Source organism: Nitrospira sp. Kam-Ns4a, assembly GCF_965152595.1.
In genome coordinates this window covers 1,660,769-1,681,165 of the sequence record NZ_OZ224218.1, presented here as the reverse complement: position 1 = coordinate 1,681,165, position 20,397 = coordinate 1,660,769, and the positions used below count along the sequence as shown (strand labels likewise).

The following is a 20,397-nucleotide window of genomic DNA, read 5'->3' as shown; positions in this document are numbered from 1 at the left end:
TTTAGAAGAGCCTCGTCAGCTTGAAGTAGAACCGGTCGTTCCGCCGCCATTCGCCCCAGAAGGTCGTCTGGTTGCCGGAGAAGGTGTCGAACCCGGCCTCCACCGTGTAATCCTCGACTGGCTTGACCGTGAGCTGGTACTGGATCCAGTAGTTCGCCGACTCGGCCCAGTCCATGGAGCCGACGACCCGGAACTTCGTCTCGCGGTTGAAGGTCCGGTCCGGATTGAAGTCGAACTCAAAGCCGCCCGAGCCGGAATTGGTGAACCCGTTGAGGAAACTCCCGGTCACGATGTAGCGCGGGTTCTGGGCCGAGATGAACTCCTGGCGGTTGTACTCGAAGTGCACCGTGAGCTTGCGGAGCCAGTCGGTGAGGAGGTCGTCCCGCGTGTAGCGGGCGCCGATCAGACCCTGGAAGCGGCTGTCCTTCGCCTCCCGGTCGGCGAGCTTGAAGGCCGCCTCGCCCTTGAGGACGAACCGGTCCACTGTGGTCTCGAAATCGAAGCCGGGCACCTGCATGTGCCGGTACACGGGGACGAACGTCGCGGTCGAGCCGCTCACGTCCTTTCGCACGATCGGCAGGTACTCGAAGCCGTCGAAGTAGCTCGCCGAGACGTCCACCTTCCCGATCGTCTTCCGGAGCCGGACCGCGTACTACATGTTCTTCGCCTCCCGGCCGGGCGTGATGCGCTGCTGGACGTTCACGCCCGCCGGCACGCTCTCCCCGACGCCCGGAATCGGGGTCGGCGCCGGCGTCCAGCGGCTCTCGAGCAGGGGATCGCGGGCCGGGGTGAAGAACGGGATGTAGATGAACGTGAGGTCCACCGGTCCCGCGGGCGTGTCGAAGGTCTTGGCCAGCTCACCTGAGTACACGGGGAGCTTCTGGCGGTCAATCACGTCCAGGTAGTCGTAGGGGCTCATGTTGTCCGTGGGGCTGTAGATCTCCGCCTTGCCCCAGGTGTAGATCAGCTTCCCGACGGTGAGCTGCGCATCTCCCGGCAGGCTGAGCTTCAGGTAGGACTCCATGAGGTCCACCATGCGCCGGTGCAAGAGGTTGTCCGGGACGCGCGTGCGCGCGCCCCGCGTGAACCGGCGGTCGTCCTGCCGGGCTTCCCCCTTGATCGAAAGGCGCGCCCAGTCGGCCAAGTCACGGTCCAACTGCAAATGGAAGATGCCTTCGTTCCCGAAGTTCCGCGGGTCGTTCGGCGTGTCCCGGAAAAAGGCGAAGGACTTGTACGTCACGTCGCCCTTGATGCCGAAGTCCCGCAGTTGCCCGGCCGCCCGGGAAATCCGCGCCAGGACGCCGCCCGGGACCGGCACGGCCGGCTCGGGGGCCGATGGCTCGGGCGGTGCCGCCGGCTGCTCCTCGCCAGGTTTCTCGCCGACCGCTCCCGGCTCCGGGCCCTGTCCGCTCGCCGGCGCGGGCAGCCCCGCCGCGCCGGCCAGGGCGGCGCCGAGGACCGCGCGGGCCAGCCACGCCCGGGTCACCGCCGCAGTCCCGCGCGCGACGCGCATCACCCGCCAGGCCGTAGGGGCAGCACAACCGTAAACGTGGCACCCATCCCCTTCCGGCTCGTCACACGGATGGATCCCCTGTGCGCCGCGACGATCTGGTGGCAGATCGACAGGCCCAGTCCCGTCCCCACCCCGACGCCCTTGGTCGTGAAGCCAGGGTCGAAGATCTTCCCGAGGTGCTCCGCGGCGATCCCGCAGCCGGTGTCCTGGACCTCCACCGTCACGGACCAATCGCCGGCCTGCATCCGGATCCGGATCGTGCCTGGGCCCTCGATCGCCTGAACCGCGTTCACCAGCAGGTTCATGAACACCTGGTTGATCTGCCCGGGACGGCACTCGACAAGCGGAATCTCCTCGTACTCGCGGATGATCTCGATCCGGCCCTTGTGCAGGTGGTGGACGAGCGCGAGCGTGCTGTCCATGCCCGCGCGGAGGTCCACGGATTTCCACTCGGCCTCGTCCAGGCGGGCGAAGATCCGGAGGTTCTTGACGATCTCGGCGATGCGCCGGCAGGCCTGGGCGTTCGTCTCGACGAGGGGGGCCAGCGTCTGGAGCAGGCGCCGCGCCGCGTCGCCCGGGCCGGCTTCGAGCTTCTTGAGCCCCCGGCCGAGGAGGTCGGTGTTGCTCGTGATCGCGCCCAGCGGCGTGTTGATCTCGTGCGCGACGCCCGCGACGAGCCGGCCGAGGGAGGCCATCTTCTCGGACTGGATGAGCTGGGTCTGCGCCGCGCGCAGCTCGTCGAGCGTCCGGCTGAGGTGCTCGTTCGCCGCGCGCAGCTCGCGGGTCCGCTGGACGACCCGCGCTTCCAGGGACTCGTAGAGCCGGGCGTTCTCGATCGCCACGCCGGCCTCGGCCGCGATCAGCTCCAGGACCTCCCGGTCCTCTCGGCCGAAGGTGCCGTCCGTCTTGTTGAGCGCCTGGAGCACGCCGATGATCTCGCCCTTGAAGCGGATCGGCACGCACAGGATGGAGCGGGTGCGGAAGCTCGTGACTTGGTCCACCCAGCGTGCGACCCGCGGGTCCCGCTCCGCATCGGCCACGATGATCGGCTCACCCGTCTGAGCGACCGTGCCGGCGATCCCTTCGCCGACGGGGAGCGTCCGGCTCTGCAGGGCCCCCGACTCGTCCCCGCCGCCGGCCACCTCCCAGTAGAGCTGGGTCTTCGCCTCGTCCAGCAACATGACGGAGCCGGCCTCCGTCCCGAGGGCCTCCTGGGTGAGGACGAGCAACTGCGCCAGCACGCTCTTGAGGTTGAGGTTCGCGGAGAGGGCGAGCCCGGTCTTGAACACCGTGTCGAGCCGGTCCCGGATCTGCAGGGCCTCGGCCACGGCTGGGGCGAGCGCCTCGAGGAGCGCGCGGGCGGCCGGGGGCGGGGAGGCGTCCAGGGTCAACGCGCCGCCGGGCAGGGCCAGCGCGGCGCCGGGCAACGGCTCGGCGGCCGGGGCCGGGACAAACTCCGCGGCCAGCGCCTCGAACCGCCAGCTCCGCTTGCCGATCCGGAGCTGTGCGCGGCCGACTCCCAGATGGAGGAGCAGCCGTGCCACCCCCTCCAGCAAGGGCCCCTGAGCGTCAGCCGTCATGAGCTTGCCAGGGCAGGAACGGCACGGCGCGAGCAGCCGCAGCCGTCGCGGCCTCCCCTATCTCCGATTCGGTGAAAGCACGTAACCCTATGCGGGGGCGATCTTAGCGGAATCCGGCTAGAAAGACAAGGGCGCCGGGACCGGCATCGACGGGGTTGCGGCGCGAGCGGTGGATCGCCTACGCTAGCCCGCGATGCCGAAGGGACTGACGAGACCGACCCTCAGGCCGCGCACGCGGCGGATGATCGCCGCAGTGTTTGCGCGGCTGGACTACGCCCGGCTCGGCCCCATCTATTGCGACGAAGGCGGAGCGGCGTTCTGGCTGGCCAAGCGCAAGCCCTGCGAGGCGCTCGGCGTCGCGCTCGCCCAGGTCCTGCTGCCGCGACTCATGCCCGGCGGGCGCAGCCTCTATGTCGGCGCGGGCGTCGCCGAGATCCCGCTGCTGCTGACGGAGACGCTGGAGCTGGGCCGGGCAGTGGCCGCCTACAATCTCAGGAAGACGGAGGTCGCGCTGATCAACCGCGCGGTCGCGCAAGCCTTCCGGAATGCAGTCCCCTGCCGCGTCACGGCCGGCGACGCGCGGGCTGCCGCCGGCCGCTTCGACCACCTCTGGATCGTCAGCGTGCTGAACGACCCCGAGCGCGTGCCGGAGCTGGCGGCCCTCTCCTACGGCCGGGCGAACCCGGTGACCTTCGATCCGCGGGCCTTCGCCCGCGAGCGGGCAGCCGTCCGCGCGCTCGCAGCGCGCTGCCTCGCCAAGCTCACGCGGCCCGGGCTTGTCACCACGTCGGTGGAAGAGATCCCCTGGATCGCCCAATGGTGCGCTCGGCGGCGGATTCCCTGCATCGTGGAGCAGAAGACGTATCCGACCGCGATCGTGGAAGACCCAATCTGCTTCATCCGGGTGGGAACCGCCCCATCGGACCAACGACGACGCGCTGCCCCCTAGGGCCAGGGACACGAGGGGGTGTAAGTTTTACAGCCCTAGGCGTCCGCCCCTACCCCCGCCGAAGGGGCATCCACGCGAGCGCGCCGGCAAGCCCCTGTCTTTCCAAGGGAAGCGGCTGCCTCCTTCAGCGCCCCGAGTGGCATCCGGCTTGCTCCCCCTATTCGTTAGGCTCTAGGGGCCCGACGACTCTCCACATGGGCCCACGTCGAAAGGAGCAGGCCATGATTGACAACCAGCGATGGTTCACGCGCTTGGTCCTGTTGCTGATGGGCATCCTCGCCGGAGTCCCGGCGGTCGGAACCGCCAGCCCGGCCGGGCTCCCGACGGAGCCGGCCAAGTCCGGCACGTCCGTTCGGTTCGATCAACCCACCGCGCTCAATCTCCGGGTCTCGCTGAACAAGCTCAGTTTCCGGGACGGCGAAGAGGTCCGGATCACTGTACAGGCCAACCAACCCGTGTACGTCCATGTCTTCAGCGTGGCCGAAAACGGCAGCGTCACGGCGCTGTTGCCGAACCGCATCGTGCGCGGGAACCTGGTCATGCCGGGCCAGGACCTGGTCTTCCCCAGTGACTCGCTGCGGGAGCTCGGGGTGCGGATGCAGGTCCTGCTCCCGAAGGGGGCCCTCCGGACGATCGAGCAGGTCAAGGTCGTCGCGACACGCGAGAAGGTCGAGCTGCTAAAGGGCGAGTCCCTGGACGGCGTGTTTTACTCGACCGGCGGGGAAGGGAACCGATTCCTGGAGACCGTGCACCAGAAGCTCATAGCGCTGGGCCCCGACAACTGGACCGAAACGAGCCTCTCCTACGAAATCCGCAAAGGATCACGGCGCGAAGCCGGTCCTGGGCTTCTCCGGCCCCCGCAGGTACTGCCGCGCATAGCGGACGTAGTTCTCCGCTGATTCGCGGATCCAGGCCAGCTCCGCTTCGGTCACCGCCCGCTTCACCCGCGCCGGCGTGCCGAGGATCAGGCTCTTCGGAGGCACGACCGTGCCCTCGGTGATAAGCGCACCGGCCCCCACGATGCAGTCCTCGCCGATCACGGCGCCATCCATCACGATCGCGCCCATCCCGATGAGCACCCGGTCCTTGATCGTGCACCCGTGCAGCACGACGTGATGGCCGACCGTCACATCGTTGCCGATCACGAGCGGGTGGGTGTCGTGCGTCACGTGCAGCAGGCAAAGGTCCTGGATGTTGGTCCGGTTCCCGATCCGGATGAAATGCACGTCTCCGCGCACCACGCTGTTGAACCAGACGCTGGAGTCCTCGCCGATCACGACATCGCCGATCACCACGGCCGTGTCCTCGATATAGACGCGCTCGTGAATCGTCGGCGTGATGCCGTTGAAGCTCCGGATCATACCCAAACGCCCCTGGATCGGCCCGCCTGCCAGCCGTCACTCTAGGTAAGTCGGCTCCCTGAATCAAGCGGATGACTGGATGCCCTCTCCGATCTCCGGACCGTCCGGTCTCGCCAGGCCATGCAGAGGCGTATTTTTAACTAGGTTTAAGTCCTCCCAACGAAAGTAGCTGAACGGGAGCGACGCCTCATAATTGACCCTTTGCAGCCGCAGAGATTTCCGGTATAGCAGGCGCCACTCGCCGTGTGCTCCATCCGGCTCAGGCCGACGGCGAACGAAGGAGGGTCGCGCCGATGCCCTCTGGGGTGCCGCCGCGCCGCCGTGCACCGGCCCGACAGGTGGGGCCTCCGTGCGCCCTTGTCCTCCTCGCCCTCGCCGCGGCCGCCGTCCAGGCTGAAAGCCAGCCGGACCGCTTGTTGTTCGGTCCGAAGCAATATGTCCGCACGACGGGGGCGCCGAACCAATACACCGACACCTTCACCGTCCCGGCCTCGGTCGGCGCGCCCTTCCTGCTCCACATCGTCAACGGGGACACGGCGGGCGGCCACCGCCTTGCCTCCGCGACGATCACGCTCAACGGCGTGCAGGTGGCGGGCCCCAATGATTTCAACCAGAACGTCGCGGTCGTGGATCGCCCCGTCACGCTCCAGCCCTCGAACACGCTGCAGGTCACGGTCGCGAGCAAGCCCGGCAGTTACCTGACGCTCAGCGTCTTCGGCACCACGATCTTCCCGACACCGGTCTCGCTGACGCCGAACCCCCTGAGCATCATGGAGGGCGCCGTCGGCACCCTCACGGCCACTCTCTCGCCCACGCCCACCGACGCAGGCACGCTGGCCGTCAGCAGCACCGCCCCGGGCGTGGCGTCCGTTCCGGCTTCGGTCTCCTTCGCCTCCGGCCAGAGCCACGTCGCGATCCCGGTCACGGCGGGGAGCGAGGGCCTGGCGCAGATCACCGTCTCCCTGAACGGCGGGACGGCCAGCAGCACCGTGCAGGTCACACCACGCCTGCCCACCGTCACCAGCCTGTCGCCACGCACGCTCACGATCACCCAAGGCGCCACCGGGACCGTGTTCGTCACCATCAGTGCGGCGCAAGCGACCGACACCACCGTTGCACTGAGCAGCACCGATCCAGCCATCGCCTTCGTGCCCAGCAGCGTGACGGTGCCGGCTGGCGCCACCGCCGCGCCGGTGCCGGTCATCGCCAACACGCCGGGGACCGCACAGATCACGGCCAGCCTGAACGAGACCAGCGCGACGAGCACCGTGACCGTGACGCCGGCCGTGCCCATCGTCATCTCGCTGCTCCCGCCGGTCACACCGGCCACCCTGGGGGCCACCGTGACGCTCACGGTGACGATCTCCGCCGCCCAGCCGACGGACACCGAGGTAAGGATCGAGGCCACCCCGGGCGGGATCGTCGCCGTGCCCCCGGCCGTGCGCGTGCCGGCCGGCGCGACCAGCGCGCCGGTGCCGGTCCTGACGGTCGGCCTGGGCACGGCGATGGTCACGGCCAGCCTGAACGGGACGAGCGCTGCGGCGGCCGTGCTGGTCACTTCGCCACCGCCCGCCGTCGTCGCGCTGGGCCCCTCGCCGCTCACGGTGAGCGTCGGCGCGACCGGCACGCTCACGGTGACCGTGAACGTGGCGCAGCGGACGCCCACGGAGGTGACGCTCCTGGCCGATCGCCCGGACCTGCTCCTCGTCCCGCCGACGGTCACCGTCCCGGCCGGAGCGACGCAGGCCGCCTTCGCCGTCACCGGCCTGGCGGTCGGGGACACCCTGGTGACCGCCTCACTCCCGGACAGCCGTCAGGCGGCGCTCGTCCACATCGTCCCGCCGCCCCCCGCCGTCGTCGCGCTGGGTCCCTCGCCGCTCACGGTGCAGCAAGGTGCCACCGGCAGCCTCACGCTGACGCTGAACGCCGCCCAATTCGACGACTCCGTCGTCGCGCTGAGCACGGACGCTCCCGCGGTCGCGCTGATTCCCGACCACGTCACCGTCCCGGCGGGCCAGCTTAGCGCGCCCGTCCCCGTCACCGGCCTGACCCCCGGCCTCGCGACGGTCACCGCCACGCTCAACGGGACCCGCGTGAGCGCCACCGTCCAGGTGACCACGCCGCCCACCACGGTGACGGGGCTGGCCCCAACCAGCCTGACGCTGCCCCTGGGCGTCCCCGGCGTCCTGCGCGTCACCGTGAGTCCGGCCCCGCCGGAGCCGACCGGTGTCGCGCTCACCGGTAGCGCCCCGGAGGTCGTCACCGTCCCGCCCACCGTCACCATCCCCGCCGGGGCCTTCTTCGCCGACTTTCCTGTCCTCACGGTCGGCGAAGGCACAGCGACGGTCACCGCCACGCTCAATGGGACCCGCGCGAGCGCCACCGTGACGGTCATCCCAGCGGAACTGGTCACCCTGACCCTCTCCCCGCAGACCCCGACCGCGATCCTCAGCGAGACGGTCCCCTTCACCGCGCTCGGCACCTTCACCGACGGCAGCACCCAGGACATCACGACCCGCGTCACCTGGACCTCCTCGGACACGACCATCGCCACGATCACCGCCGGCGGAACCGTCTCCACCCTGGCGGCGGGCACCACCACCATCGCTGCGGCGAGCACCACGCCGGCCGGCCGGACCGTCACGACCAGCACCGCGCTCACCGTCCGCGTCCCGCCGCCCCTGAGCCTGAGCCCCGCGACCGCCAGCCTGCGCGTCGGCGACACGCTGCCGTTCACCGTCAGCTCCGCCGAGGCGGCGCCGCCCGGCGGCCTGCTCGTCAGCCTCGCCGCGACCGGCAGCGGACGTGTCAGCGCGCCCGCCACCGTCCTCATCCCCGAGGGCGCCCTCAGCGCTCCGTTCACCGTGACGGCGACTGGCGCGGGCACCGTCACCTTTACTGCCACGGCCCCGCTGCGCCACCCGGCCAGCAGCACGCTCACGATCACCCCGGGCGTCCCGACCATCACCGGGTTCACCCCAACCAGCGGGCCGGTGGGCACCCCGGTCACCCTCACCGGACAGAACTTCGATCCGACACCGGCCCGCAACCAGGTCCGGTTCAGCGGCACCCCGGCCATCGTGAGTGCCGCCAGCGTCACGACCCTCGTCACCACCGTGCCGCAGGGCGCGACGAGCGGCCCGGTGACCGTCACGACCGCGCTCGGCACGGGCACCAGCCCCAGTCCGTTCACCGTGACCCTCAGCCAGAACTTCGCGCTCAGCGCCGCGCCCGCCCAGGCGGGCGCGATCCCGGGCGGCCAGGCGGCCTACGCCGTGACGCTCTCGCCCGTCGGGAGCTTCACGCGCTTGGTCACGCTGGCGGCCCTGGGGCTCCCGGCCGGCGTGACCGCCCAGTTCTCCTCGGCCACGGTCACGGCGGGCCAGACCGCGCTCCTCACTCTGACCGTCGGCGGGGCGGTGCCGGCCGGCCCGATCGCCTTCACCGTCGTCGGCACAACCCTGCTCGAGACCGGCCAGACCGCGCAGACGATCCCGCTCCTGCTGCAGGTGCTCGCCGGCGGCGGCCAAACCCACGTCAGCGGCCGGTTCCTGGCGACGGACACGGGCGCCCCGATCCCGAACGTCCAGGTGACCCTGGGCACGCTCCAGACCCAGACGGACGCCGCGGGCGCCTTCCTGCTCCAGAACGTCCCGGCGGGCACCCAGAAGCTGCTCATCAGCGGGACGCTCCCGACCGGCGGGTTCCTGTACAGCACGGATGTCGTGCTCGCCGCTGGCCAGCCCAACGTGCTCCCGCCGTTCTGGATCATGCCTCAGCCGCCGCCGGAGCGCTTCACTCCGATCGCCAATGGGACCAGCGATCAGGTGTTCACCGACCCGCGCTATCCCGGCCTGTCCCTCACCCTGCCGGTCGGCGTGACGATCATCGGCTGGGACAATGTGCCGAAGACCAAGCTCGCGCTCGAGCGGCTGGACCTGGACCGCTTGGGCGTCCCGCCGCCGCCCGTCCCGGTCAAGTCGGTCTATCAGCCTTTCTTCGGCACCCCGATGGGTGGCTACCTCAGCCCCGAGGGCGCGGTCATTCCCGTCTCGGTGCCCAACGACCTGGGCCTGGCCCCCGGCGAGACGGCAGAGCTGTGGGTTTACGACGCGACGCCGCTGAACCTGGCCGAGCCCTCCGGCTGGAAGAAAGCGGGGCTGGCCACGGTGAGCGAGGACGGATCGACGATCGTCAGCAATCCCGGCGTAGGAATCACCCGGTTCTGCTTCAAATGCGGGCTCTACACCTGCACCTGCGTCGGCAATCCCACGTGCAACCAGCCCAACCCCAACCGCGAAGGGGATAAGGACAACGACCCCGTGGACCTGGGGACGGGGCTGTTCACCGCGGAGAAGACCGACCTCGTGCTCCCGGGCCGGCTTCCGCTCGTGCTGGCCCGGACCTTTAACCCGCTCGACGCGTACGGCGGGGTCGGCGGCTTGACCCTGTCGCTGGGCTTTGGATGGGTGCTCTCCGTGGATGTCACCCTGGTTGCGCTCAACCCCGCGCAGACGGCCTACCGGCTCGTGCTCCCCGCGAACAGCCGCGTGGACCTCGCCAAGCAGCCGGACGGCACCTACGTCAACCACACCCATCCCTTCCTCCGCGGCGCGGTGCTCAGTGCGCTGCCTGGCGGCGACCACCAGCTCCGGTTCAAGGACGGGACCGTCTGGCGCTTTCGGCCGCTCTTCACCTTTCCGGCCGGCGGGACCGTGGAGTTCTTGATCGCCCAGACGGACCGGAACGGCAACCAGCTCACGATCGAGCGGAGCGCCGGCGGGACGATCTCGCGGATCGTGGACGCGGCGGGCCGCGCACTGACCGTCACGACCTCGGCCGGCCGGATCACGCAGGTCCAGGATCCCCTGGGCCGCACGATCCAGTACACCTACGGGAGCAATGGCCGGCTCGCCACCGTCACCGACCCCGAGCAGGGAACGACCACCTACACCTATGACGCGAGCGGCCGGATCACAACCATCACCGATGCCCGGAACATCCTGTTCCTGCAGAACGTCTATGGCGCGAGCGGCCGGCTGGTCCGCCAGGTCCAGGCCGACGGCGGCGAGTGGCGCAACCGCTATCTGCTGCAGGGGGCCACAGTCAGCGGCCCCGGCTGCCCGGGGCCGGGGTGCCCGACCGAAGAGTCCTGGGAGACCGTCCAAGCGGGCTATCGCTTCAGCGGCGGCACCGTGCTCGCCACGAGCGTGACCGACCCGCGGGGCACCACGCGCACGTATCGATTCAACAACCTGGGCTTCACCACCGAGCGGCAGGACGGTCTGGGCCAGAAGACGGTCCTCATCCGGGGCGCCGGGAACCTGATCACGGCCAGCACCGACGCCCTGGGCCGCACCACCCAGTTCGCCCATGACGCGGCCGGCAACGTGACCGCGATCACCGACCCACAGGGGAACGTCACGCGCTTCGCGTATGAGCCGACCTTCAATCGTGTTACCAAACTCACCGACGCGCTTGGCCAGGTCACCACCTTCACCTATGACGCCAAGGGCAACCTGCTCACCACGACCGATCCGCTCGGGCAGACAACGACCATCGGCTACAATGCCTTCGGCCAGCCCACGGTCGTCACCGATCCATTGGGGCACCAGACGACGTTCACCTATGATGCGGACGGGAACCTCGTCACGACCACGGACCCGCTGGGGAACCAAACCTTGCGGGCCTATGATGCGGTGAGCCGCTTGATCAGCCTGACCGATCCGCGGGGGAATCAGACCCAGTTCCGCTACGACGGGCTGAACCGCGTGAGCACGATCGCGGACGCCAGCCACGGGCTTACCCGCTTCGCCTATGACGAGAACGGGAATCTCCTCGAGGTGCGCGACGCCAAGGGGCAGCGGACGACCTACACCTACGACGTCATGGACCGGCTGGCGATGCGGACGGATGCCTTAGGCCGGCAGGAAACCTATCAGTACGACGCGGCCGGCAATCTGACCCAGTTCACCGACCGCAAAGGCCAAGTGGCGACGTTCACGTATGACAACCTCAACCGCCGGACCCGGGCGGAGTACGCCGACGGGAGCACGACCAGTTTCATCTACGACGCCGGCGGCCGACTGGCGGCGGCCGAGGATTCGGTGGGAGGAAGGATTGAGTTTACCTACGATGCGCGGGACCGGCTGATTCAGGCGGTCACCCCCCAGGGGACAGTCCAGTATCAGTACGACGCCCTCGGCCGGCGGACGCAGATGACGGCGAACGGACTGCCGCCGGTGACCTATCAGTACGACGCCGCCTCCCGGCTCACGCAGGTTGCCCAGGCGGGCCGGGCCGGCGGCCTGGCCTATGACGCCGCGGGCCGGCGGACCGGGCTGGCCTACCCGAACGGAACCACCACCGCCTATGGCTATGACAATGCCTCGCGGCTGCTGACGATCCTGCACCAAGGGCCGGCTGGCCTGATCGAATCCTTGACCTACACCTACGATGCCGCCGGCAATCGCACTAGCCTCACGCGCGCCGGGCAAGTCGCCACGCGGCTGCCCGCCGCCGTCCAGGCCGCCTACGATGCCGCCAATCAGCAGATCCAGTTCAACAGCGCGGCACCCAATCAGACCTTCGATCCCAACGGCAACCTCACCAGCCACACCGAGCCCAGCGGCACGACCACCTATACCTGGGATGCGCGGAACCGGCTGGTTGGCATCGATGGCCCCGGCGTGACGGCGAGCTTCGCCTACGACGCCCTGGGCCGGCGAGTCCGCAAAACCGTCAACGGCGTCACGACCGAGTTCTTGTACGACGGGAACGACATTGTGGCGGAGATCGGCGGCGGGGCGATGGCGACGACCTACCTGCGGTCCCTCAGCATTGACGAGCCCTTCGTCCGGCAGTCCGCCGGCGGGAACGAGTTCTACCACGCTGATGCGCTGGGCAGCACGCTCGCGCTCACGGGTGACGCCGGAGCGGTGACAGCCAGCTATCGCTACGAGCCGTTCGGCATGACAACCGCTACAGGAACTTCAGCGAATCCGTTCCAATACACGGGGAGAGAGAACGATGGCGCGGGGGTTTATTACTACCGCAGGCGGTACTATGGCTCCCCGATCCATCGCTACCTGCGCGAAGATCCCCTACGCTTGATTGGCGGGGCTCCGAACTTTTATGTCTACACGGAGAACAATCCGCTGAAGTTTGTCGATCCCTATGGCCTTTATGCCTCGCCCTGGCACTTCATCTTGGCATTCTATGCCATGATCAGCACCGGGCATGACCCCGTGACCAGCACACAAACAGCCATTGACAGCGTGGTGCTTGATTTCGTGACAGGTTCTCAAAAGCCACAAAATGCGAACTGGCACTCCCAGAGAAGGCCTGATCAGTCCGTTGACGATGCCGTTGAAAAATCGCGGCGCTTCATTCAACAACAGCTTGACCAGTGCCGACCTGGGTTTGCGCTCCACATAGCGGAAGACGAAGGGATTCACAAATATGAGCCGTATGTGGAAATCGGCTTCAATCGGCAATTCCTGAAACACTTCATCCACGATCTCTTCCCGTCGCCGAGCGAACTGACACAATCGTTTCAGAACGATTTGGAGATCATTAACCGATACGACACCTGTCGAAGGAAACAAAAATGCCCATAAAGACCACGGTTCTCGCCACAGTCATGGCCATCAGTGCTTTGAACATGAATGTGACTGCACTGGTCTTTCTTGATCCGAAGGCAGACGAGAAAGGAGCGAGAAAACACCTAGCTAGCTCATTGGTTCGACATACAGGCGAAAAAGTTCTTATGGAACAGGGGAACGTAACAGACCCTACATCAGCGGCATCGGTGTTTGTTCTTGTCAGATCGCCATACAAAGAGTTGGTCCGAGCTTTACGCATGCTGTTGTCGCAACGGTTCGGCATTGCCTCTGAAGCCGAGATTGTGACCCAAGGCGCAAAGGACCCAGCTTCGGCTGCCAAGATTCTCTACCAATACCCTGATGGGCCTCTGCTGGGAAAGGGTTTTGTCGGCCTTTCAGCGCTCGGCATTCGAATCGAGCGCCCTGTGGAGTACCGCATTTACACCGGCCGCTACAACCAACTAGAAGCCATCAGCGGCTATTCTGAGCTCGAGGTGCGGTTAGCTGACGGGAAGCAGCTCTTCGGCAAGGACTGCACAGTGATCGTGCTGAGACGGACAGATCATTCTAGGGAGTGGTATCGGCATTTTCAGTTGGGCATTCCTCTTCCATTCAAACACGATGTGGCCGAGGATCTGGTTACGAGCACTGAGATCAACCTTATCGAGGATGTAGCGCGCAGCATGGGAAGACTGCGAGTTGAGTATTTCGTCCCTTACTCAGGTGTGAGGGGTGCAGATTATTGGCATGACTTCGTCAGGACGATCTTGCGAACCGTGGAAACCTTTTGAGCGTGGTGATTGTCCGCGTGTCCGGGAAAGGGGCCTCAGCAGCGGATAGGTAAGCCTCCAATGGAATCACGCGCGCATACTCGCGGACGCTAGCCACGGGCTCACCCGCTTCGCCTATGACCCGGCCCGGCGGCTCCCTGCCGGTCCTCTGGTCGTCCGAGGCCTACAGGAGACCCATGTCCTCTTGGCAGAAGGAGAGACACAAGCGGCTGCGCGTCGTCAGACATTGGGCATTAGCGGGCTTGCTTGTGCCGGTGGCTATCTAGATCGTCACTCGGTTGCAAGGCGGGGTCTTCGAATGGCCTTAATCGGTTTAGTCCTCTGGCCAACCTGGCCGATCGCGACCGTGGCGGACCTCTCGACGGACCCTCCGGCGCTCCGTACCACTCTGCTCACTCTTTCAATTTCGATCGGGCTAAACATGGTCTTGTATGCGGCATTGGGAGCGCTGCTAGCAAGCGTCTACCGTGATTTTAGCAACCACGGCTCAGGAGATCCCGGCGATCGAGACGGCATAGGATAGAGGACGATGCCGAAAAGGGCTGTTATGACACGTTCACTTCCCATCGCTCGCCTGCTGGTGTGGGCCCTGCTCGCCGCCTTGCTGCTTGGACCGACCGCCGCGTCCGCCGATCAGGCCCAGTACCTGTACGACGAGCAGGGTCGGCTGGTCGGGGTGATCGACGCAGATGGGAACACCGCTGTGTACCTCTACGACGAGGTCGGCAATCTGCTCGCGATCCGGCGCTTCGCCGCTGGCGACAGCGGCGTCGGGATCTTCCTCCTGTCGCCCTCCAGTGCGCTGGTCGGCGCCCAGGTGCAGATCCGCGGGTTCGGGTTCGGCAGTGTCCCCACCGACAACCAGGTGAAGTTCAACGGCGTCCCGGCGACGGTGCTCGCCGCCACGACCAGCTCGCTCCTCGTCACTGTGCCGGCCGCCGCCACGAGCGGCCCGGTGACGGTCACCAGCGCCAACGGGACGGCGACGAGTCCCCAGGCCTTTACCGTGCTGGTCCCGCCCATCATTGACGGTATCGAGCCCGCCACGGTGGCGCGCGGGGTGACCACGCGGGTCGTGATCACCGGCTTCAACCTCGCCAGCGCGACGGAAGTCCGGTTCTCCGTCAGCGGGATCACCGCCGCCTTTCAGCCGGGCGTCACCTCGCAGCGCCTCCCGCTCAACGTGACGGTTGCCGCGACCGTCCCGCCGGGCGCTTATCGCTTTTCCGTGACGACCCCGGCAGGAACCGCCGAGAGCGGCAGCCTCACGCTGTCGGTGGTGGCTGGCGCGCCGGGGTTCAGCGTGACCCGGATCAGCGTCTTCTTCCCGTTCCCGGCGCAGGGCACCGCGCCGTCGGGGCCCGGCATGGACGTCTCGCCGCCAACCAGTGTGTTTCTGCCCTTTCCATCATCGGGGGTCGCGCCCTCGGGCCCCGGCATGGATGTGGCGCCGCCGACCAGTGTGCAGATGCCGTGACGAGACGTTAGTGGCAAGTAGCAGGTGGCAAGAGGTACGCGCAAGCCATCAGCGAGCAACAGAAGGAGTCAGCCATGAGCAGGCATCGCGGGCCACAGTTGTGTGGGGGATTGAGCCTTGCAGGGCTCGCGCTCGGGACGAGCCTCGCGACCGCCCAGACCTTCAACAGCGGCAGCACCGGGGCGCTGGGCGCGTTCAGCCCAACAGCGAACACGACCGTCACATTGCCCCCTGACGGCGTGTTGAACTATACGACGGTGACCATCCCCGCCGGCGTCACCGTGACGTTTGCCAAGAACGCGGCGAACACGCCGGTGACGCTGCTCGCGACGGGGGACATTACGATCGCCGGGACGATCAACGTGAGCGGGTCAAGCGGAACCACGAGCGGGGGCCTGGCCAACTTTGGCGGCGCCGGCGGCCCAGGCGGGTTCCCTGGGGGCCAAGGGGCCTCCAGCGATGGCTCACAGCCCGCGTCGGCCGGCCAAGGCCCCGGCGGCGGGCCGGGGGGATCCTGGTCGAGCAACAACGCATCCTATGGGGCGCCGGGCTCGTTTGTCTCGCTCCTTCCGCTCTTCGGAGGCTCAGGAGGAGGGGGGGCGACCAACTTCTCAGCGTTTGGTTCTCCGCGTAGCGGCGCATCCGGCGGCGGAGGGGGCGGGGCCATTGTCCTGGCCTCGTCCACCAAGATTACCCTGACCGGTACGATTACGGCCAACGGCGGAGGCGGGGGCGACAATAGCTTTGCTGGCACCGGGTTCTGCGGCGGGGGCGGAAGCGGGGGGGCCATCCGTCTCGTCGCCCCGCAGATCACGGGCTCCGGTGGCTCTCTCCAGGCCGCCGGTGGAATTTCCTCGTTTGGAACGTTTGGATGCACGACGCCGGCCGGGGGCGGGAGGATCCGCATCGAAGCCTTCAGCATCGCCGGGCTGAGCGTCAGCCAAAACCCAACGGCCTCCTTCTCCGCCACGCCCGGCCCGGTCACGGCGGCCAGCACGCCCGCGTTGATCAACCTGCCGACCCTCACGATCAGCGCGGTCGGCGGGGTCGCGGTCCCGAGCGCCCCCACGGGTTCCTACGGATCAGCGGACGTATCGCTCCCGCCCGAGACGACCAATCCTGTGCCGGTCACCCTGACGCTCGCCAACGTTCCGCTGCCCGTACCGTTCACCCTCAAGCTGCTCCCGCAGTTCGGCGCGGCCACGACGGTCACCGGGACGTTCACCAGCACGACCGCCACGGTCAGCGTCACGTTTCCCCGGGGCGCGGTGAGCGTGCTCAACGCCTTCGCCAGTTACACCCTGCCGGCGACGACCGCGGCGCTGTTCCCCCTCATTGATGGCGAGCCAGTCGAGCGCGTGCTGGTCGCGGCCGCCCTGGGCGGACCTTCGATGCTCACGCTGGTCACGCGATCGGGGAAGGAGATCCCGCTGGAGCAGCTTCTGCCGGAGGAGCAGCGTGCGGTGGCACGGGGATGGGAGATCGTGCGGGAGATCCGATGAGGAGCGAAGGCGGCGGGCCGGCTCCAGCCGGCCCGCCGCGTCGTGCCCTGCGTCGAGGCTCGCGCGCCGGTCACCCTTGCCGGTGATGCCCTTCCCGGTGATGGCGCCGCATCTGCTCGTGCACGGCCCGCTCCTTCTCCCGCTGCTCGGGCGTGAGCAGCGCCCAGGCGTCCCGCCTGGCCTTGATCGCGGCCATTCGGAGATCCGCTTCCAGGGCCTCGCTCTGCTTGAGCTTGGCTTCGATCGTGCCGATCTCGGCCTTGTCGTCCTCGACCAGGGCGGCTAGCTCCCGCTCAGCGACCAGGATGTCCGACTCCATCTTGATCCGGGTCTTGTCCATCTCGAGCTGGAGGGCCTTGAGCTTGGCGACCTGCTCATCGGTCAGGCCGATCTCCTGGCCGTGCTTGAGCAGGTGCCGCAGAAAATGGCCGGTGCCGCCGTGATGGCCCATCGTCCTAGCGGCCCAGGCATGCGTCCCGTAGCCGTGGCCGCCGTACCCCTTCTCCTGCCGCTCCTGGTCCGCCCAGGCCGGTGCAAGGCTCACGCCCAGCGCCAGCACCATCGCCGCCGCGCCCGTCAGCACTCTTCCGTTCATGGCTCTAGCCTCCTTCCTTCTTCCCCTCACCCATCCCCTCTCCCCCCAGGGGAGCGGGTTTCGGATTACGCCTTGACCGTGATGAAGAGCGAGCCCCCGCGCCGCGTGACCAGCAGCAGCGCGGTCCGGTCCTTCTTGAGCGCCGAGGCAGCCTTCTCGAAGTCGCGGACGGTCTTGACCGGTTGCCGGTTGATCTCCCGAATCACGTCGCCGGGGACAACCCCCGCCTCGGCAGCCGGGCTCTCCGGGTCCACGTTCACGACCACAACGCCGGCGGCGTTGCCCGGAAGCCCCAGCTCCCGGGCCAGCCGGCGATCGAGGTCCTGGACCTCGACGCCGACCAGCGCGGAGCCAGCTTCGCCGTCGGAGCGGCGAGCCACGCTGGCTGGCGCGGGCTGCTCGCCGACCGTGACGGTGAGCTCGCGCTGACGGCCTTCACGGAGCACCGTGAGCGCAACCTTGGCACCCACCTTCGTGCTCGTGACCGCGCGCTGTAGGGCGACCGGATCTGCCACGGGCTGGCCGTCGTAGGCGATGATGACGTCGCCCTGCCGGAGGCCCGCCTCGGCAGCCGGACTCGCCTCGTTCACGTCGCTCACGAGCGCGCCCCTGGCCTCCTTGAGCCCGAAGGACTCGGCGAGATCCGGCGTGAGGTCCTGGATGGCCACCCCCAGGTACCCGCGGACGACCCTGCCGGTCGCGATCAGGCTTTCGGTGACCGGCTTGGCCATGCTTGCCGGCACCGCAAACCCGATACCCTGGTACCCACCGGTCTGGGAGAAGATCGCCGTGTTGATCCCGACCAGCTCGCCCCTCGTGTTGACCAGGGCACCGCCCGAATTGCCGGGATTGACGGCCGCGTCCGTCTGGATGAAGTCCTCGTACTGCGTGATCCCCATCCGCCCGCGGCCCAGCGCGCTCACGATGCCGAGCGTGACCGTCGAGTTCAGCCCGAAGGGATTGCCCACAGCCAGGACGTATTCACCCACTTGGAGTGACGCGGAGTCGCCCCAGGGCACAAAGGGCAGGTCGCGCGCATCCACCTTCACGACCGCGAGGTCGGTCTTCGGGTCGGTGCCCACGACCTTTCCGATGAACTCCCGCTTGTCCGGGAGCGCCACGCGCACCTCGCGCGCGCCCTCGACCACGTGGTGATTGGTGACGATGTACCCGTCCGGCGAGATGATGACCCCGGAGCCCATCCCGCCGCCGCGCGGCCCGTCACCGCGAGGGCCGAAGGGCAGGTCCGGGAAGCCGAACCGGCGGTTCATCGGGTCCTCCCGATCCTGCTGGCCGAACGGCACAGGGCCGCGCCGCTCGCGCGGCGTCGTGATATTGACCACCGCCGGCGTCACCGCCTTGGCGACCTCGGGAAATCCCGCCGCGGCTGGCTGGCTGACCGGCGGCGCGGGACTTGCCGGCCTGGTCGCGGCGGCGACGGCGGACGGTGGCACGTGGTCGAGTCGGCCGGTGGCGAACCAGATCGGACCGGTAATCAGCAGGGCGGCCGCCACCGAGGCTGCGCCTGCCAACCCCTTGCGAACGATTCGTGCGAGCATCGTGTGTCCTCCATTCCACGCTTGCCTGGGCCGGCGCGCTGACAATTGCGCGCGCCGGATCCGTACCCCCGGGAAGCTTAGTTTTCTTCCTGAATCCGGCGTGAAAAGCGCGGGCGTCACAGCCTAAGTCGCTGGATCTGATGCAGGGCGTACTTCCACGCGGCCTCTCGATAGCCGCTGGCCGGTAAGGTCAGGGTGGGACGATTGCGAGCGCGCCGCAACTGGGCGGGCATGGAGAGGATCCGCTGACGCAAGGTCTGAAGGGTGGCGTTCTGGAATTCCAGAGGCAAGCAGAGTCGCTTGAACCAGTTGACGAGGTTGTAGGCTAGCAGAAGAAGATGGAAGTAGGTCTCGTTGGCAAAGAAGTGACGGGTGGGAATGCTGCCCAACGCGTAATCTCCCTTGAGCTGTTTGATGAGCAACTCGACTCCGGCGCGATCGTTGTAGAACCGCCAGAGGTTGAGGGGTCGCAACGGGAGATTCGTGACGAGGACCTGGTAGTGGTACTTGCCGAGCTTGAAGAGTGTCAGCTGGGCGGTGGGCTCTTCGGCCTGCGGGCGACGGATCACGACGAACCGACAGGGATGGGGCCAGCGGGTAGGCTGGTAGCGGAACTCGGCCACCTCGATGCCTCGACTGGGACTGACGTACCGCAGACCCGACAGTTTGCGCTTGATCGGGGCGGTCAGGCGAGCCACGATCACAAATCGGGCCCTGTGTTCTTCCAGCCACTCGATCAGCTTGTGGTCGTAAAACCCTTTGTCCGCGCGGACAATCGTCAACCGGACCCCGGCCGGGATCTTCGCGAAGCACGCCGCGAGGAGGTCGAGCGTCCCGCTGGCGGTATGCGCATCCCCTGGCCGCAACTCGCCGTGCCAGAAATCTTTGGTCTGTCCCTCGAAGCAGAGCAAGGGGTGATACGACGGCCGGCCCCGCTTGACCGGGTTGTAGCCGATCCGAGCTTGCTCCTGACGGCCATAGACCACCAGCACGGTGGAGTCCACGTCCAAGATCAGCCGGGTCGGGGGCCGCGGCCGAACGGTCATCCGGCGCAGAAAGCTGTCGTGCAGGGCGCGCACCTTCGGGAGCGCCGTCGGGGCCACCCGCAGCAGGAAGCGGCGGAGCGTGGTCGCCTCTGGATAGCTCGGCAGGCCGGTGAGAGACTGGAATACGCCATTCTGCCGCAGCAACTGCGTGGTTTCGATCCGTTCGAGCCCGAGGATCATGGGGTACAGCAGGGCGAGCAGCATCTCGCCCATGCTGTACCGGTTGTTCCGCTGGACCACTCGGACATGTCGGGCGATCGCGTCCTTGAAGCCAATCCGGGACAAGAAGCGATGCAGCAGGTAGACGCCGCCGTAATGCGTCAGCGACGCGGCACCGAACCTGATCGTGAGCTTCCGGGGCCCCCGCGGCATTTGAGCCAAAGCTAACACAATGATAGCTTTCGCTCAACTCCCCCGAAG

At 67.7% G+C, this 20,397-nt stretch carries 13 protein-coding genes; 6 read left to right on the top strand and 7 right to left on the bottom strand.

The window, feature by feature from the left end:
- Window position 1: 1 nt before the first annotated feature.
- From ACWHYQ_RS08375 to ACWHYQ_RS08365, 3 genes are read right to left on the bottom strand one after another with little or no spacing between them, the layout of a single operon-like run.
- Window positions 2-619, bottom strand: coding sequence for a hypothetical protein (locus ACWHYQ_RS08375; protein ID WP_447975236.1), 618 nt, complete (start codon window positions 617-619; stop codon window positions 2-4).
- Window positions 620-652: 33 nt separating this feature from the next.
- Entirely contained in the window at window positions 653-1,513 is an 861-nt protein-coding gene (locus ACWHYQ_RS08370) for a hypothetical protein (protein ID WP_447975235.1), read from the bottom strand.
- The gene (locus ACWHYQ_RS08365) at window positions 1,513-3,093 is read right to left on the bottom strand and encodes an ATP-binding protein (RefSeq protein WP_447975234.1); all 1,581 of its coding nucleotides are present in this window, start codon (window positions 3,091-3,093) and stop codon (window positions 1,513-1,515) included. The genes ACWHYQ_RS08370 and ACWHYQ_RS08365 overlap by 1 nt, the downstream gene beginning before the upstream one ends.
- Before the next feature lie 241 nt (window positions 3,094-3,334).
- Here ACWHYQ_RS08365 and ACWHYQ_RS08360 point away from each other — a divergent pair, with 241 nt between their 5' ends.
- Together ACWHYQ_RS08360 and ACWHYQ_RS08355 are read left to right on the top strand one after the other, a co-directional pair.
- Window positions 3,335-4,042, top strand: a complete 708-nt coding sequence (locus ACWHYQ_RS08360; RefSeq protein ID WP_447975233.1) for a hypothetical protein — start codon at window positions 3,335-3,337, stop codon at window positions 4,040-4,042.
- A gap of 221 nt (window positions 4,043-4,263) precedes the next feature.
- A complete protein-coding gene (locus tag ACWHYQ_RS08355) occupies window positions 4,264-4,941 on the top strand; it encodes a DUF4384 domain-containing protein (protein WP_447975232.1) in 678 nt (225 codons plus the stop codon).
- On the opposite strand, the gene ACWHYQ_RS08350 is transcribed toward ACWHYQ_RS08355, so the two are convergent.
- Entirely contained in the window at window positions 4,864-5,403 is a 540-nt protein-coding gene (locus ACWHYQ_RS08350) for a gamma carbonic anhydrase family protein (RefSeq protein ID WP_447975231.1), read from the bottom strand. The genes ACWHYQ_RS08355 and ACWHYQ_RS08350 overlap by 78 nt on opposite strands.
- 293 nt (window positions 5,404-5,696) lie before the next feature.
- Here ACWHYQ_RS08350 and ACWHYQ_RS08345 point away from each other — a divergent pair, with 293 nt between their 5' ends.
- The 4 genes from ACWHYQ_RS08345 (at window position 5,697) to ACWHYQ_RS08330 (ending at window position 16,777) form a co-directional block, all read left to right on the top strand.
- On the top strand, window positions 5,697-13,022 hold the full coding sequence (locus ACWHYQ_RS08345) for an RHS repeat-associated core domain-containing protein (RefSeq protein ID WP_447975230.1): 7,326 nt from the start codon (window positions 5,697-5,699) through the stop codon (window positions 13,020-13,022).
- Window positions 13,013-13,798, top strand: a complete 786-nt coding sequence (locus ACWHYQ_RS08340) for a hypothetical protein (RefSeq protein ID WP_447975229.1) — start codon at window positions 13,013-13,015, stop codon at window positions 13,796-13,798. The genes ACWHYQ_RS08345 and ACWHYQ_RS08340 overlap by 10 nt, the downstream gene beginning before the upstream one ends.
- A gap of 547 nt (window positions 13,799-14,345) precedes the next feature.
- On the top strand, window positions 14,346-15,275 hold the full coding sequence (locus ACWHYQ_RS08335; protein ID WP_447975228.1) for an IPT/TIG domain-containing protein: 930 nt from the start codon (window positions 14,346-14,348) through the stop codon (window positions 15,273-15,275).
- A 74-nt stretch (window positions 15,276-15,349) separates the two neighbouring features.
- The gene (locus ACWHYQ_RS08330) at window positions 15,350-16,777 is read left to right on the top strand and encodes a hypothetical protein (protein WP_447975227.1); all 1,428 of its coding nucleotides are present in this window, start codon (window positions 15,350-15,352) and stop codon (window positions 16,775-16,777) included.
- A gap of 70 nt (window positions 16,778-16,847) precedes the next feature.
- Here ACWHYQ_RS08330 and ACWHYQ_RS08325 read toward each other — a convergent pair whose 3' ends face one another.
- The 3 genes from ACWHYQ_RS08325 to ACWHYQ_RS08315 form a co-directional block, all read right to left on the bottom strand.
- Window positions 16,848-17,372: a Spy/CpxP family protein refolding chaperone gene (locus tag ACWHYQ_RS08325; protein WP_447975226.1), complete on the bottom strand. Its 525-nt coding sequence runs from the start codon at window positions 17,370-17,372 to the stop codon at window positions 16,848-16,850.
- Window positions 17,373-17,437: 65 nt separating this feature from the next.
- On the bottom strand, window positions 17,438-18,931 hold the full coding sequence (locus ACWHYQ_RS08320) for a DegQ family serine endoprotease (RefSeq protein WP_447975225.1): 1,494 nt from the start codon (window positions 18,929-18,931) through the stop codon (window positions 17,438-17,440).
- Window positions 18,932-19,047: 116 nt separating this feature from the next.
- Window positions 19,048-20,349, bottom strand: a complete 1,302-nt coding sequence (locus tag ACWHYQ_RS08315) for an IS1380 family transposase (protein ID WP_447972544.1) — start codon at window positions 20,347-20,349, stop codon at window positions 19,048-19,050.
- Window positions 20,350-20,397 lie beyond the last annotated feature (48 nt).

What these genes read in the sequence shown, in the direction of transcription:
- ACWHYQ_RS08320 (WP_447975225.1), bottom strand. Translation starts at nt 18,931, where the DNA reads ATGCTCGCACGAATCGTTCGCAAGGGGTTGGCAGGCGCAGCCTCGGTG.
- ACWHYQ_RS08365 (WP_447975234.1), bottom strand. Translation starts at nt 3,093, where the DNA reads ATGACGGCTGACGCTCAGGGGCCCTTGCTGGAGGGGGTGGCACGGCTG.
- ACWHYQ_RS08345 (WP_447975230.1), top strand. Translation starts at nt 5,697, where the DNA reads ATGCCCTCTGGGGTGCCGCCGCGCCGCCGTGCACCGGCCCGACAGGTG.
- ACWHYQ_RS08315 (WP_447972544.1), bottom strand. Translation starts at nt 20,349, where the DNA reads ATGCCGCGGGGGCCCCGGAAGCTCACGATCAGGTTCGGTGCCGCGTCG.
- ACWHYQ_RS08355 (WP_447975232.1), top strand. Translation starts at nt 4,264, where the DNA reads ATGATTGACAACCAGCGATGGTTCACGCGCTTGGTCCTGTTGCTGATG.
- ACWHYQ_RS08340 (WP_447975229.1), top strand. Translation starts at nt 13,013, where the DNA reads ATGCCCATAAAGACCACGGTTCTCGCCACAGTCATGGCCATCAGTGCT.
- ACWHYQ_RS08350 (WP_447975231.1), bottom strand. Translation starts at nt 5,403, where the DNA reads ATGATCCGGAGCTTCAACGGCATCACGCCGACGATTCACGAGCGCGTC.
- ACWHYQ_RS08360 (WP_447975233.1), top strand. Translation starts at nt 3,335, where the DNA reads ATGATCGCCGCAGTGTTTGCGCGGCTGGACTACGCCCGGCTCGGCCCC.
- ACWHYQ_RS08330 (WP_447975227.1), top strand. Translation starts at nt 15,350, where the DNA reads ATGAGCAGGCATCGCGGGCCACAGTTGTGTGGGGGATTGAGCCTTGCA.
- ACWHYQ_RS08370 (WP_447975235.1), bottom strand. Translation starts at nt 1,513, where the DNA reads ATGCGCGTCGCGCGCGGGACTGCGGCGGTGACCCGGGCGTGGCTGGCC.
- ACWHYQ_RS08325 (WP_447975226.1), bottom strand. Translation starts at nt 17,372, where the DNA reads ATGAACGGAAGAGTGCTGACGGGCGCGGCGGCGATGGTGCTGGCGCTG.
- ACWHYQ_RS08335 (WP_447975228.1), top strand. Translation starts at nt 14,346, where the DNA reads ATGACACGTTCACTTCCCATCGCTCGCCTGCTGGTGTGGGCCCTGCTC.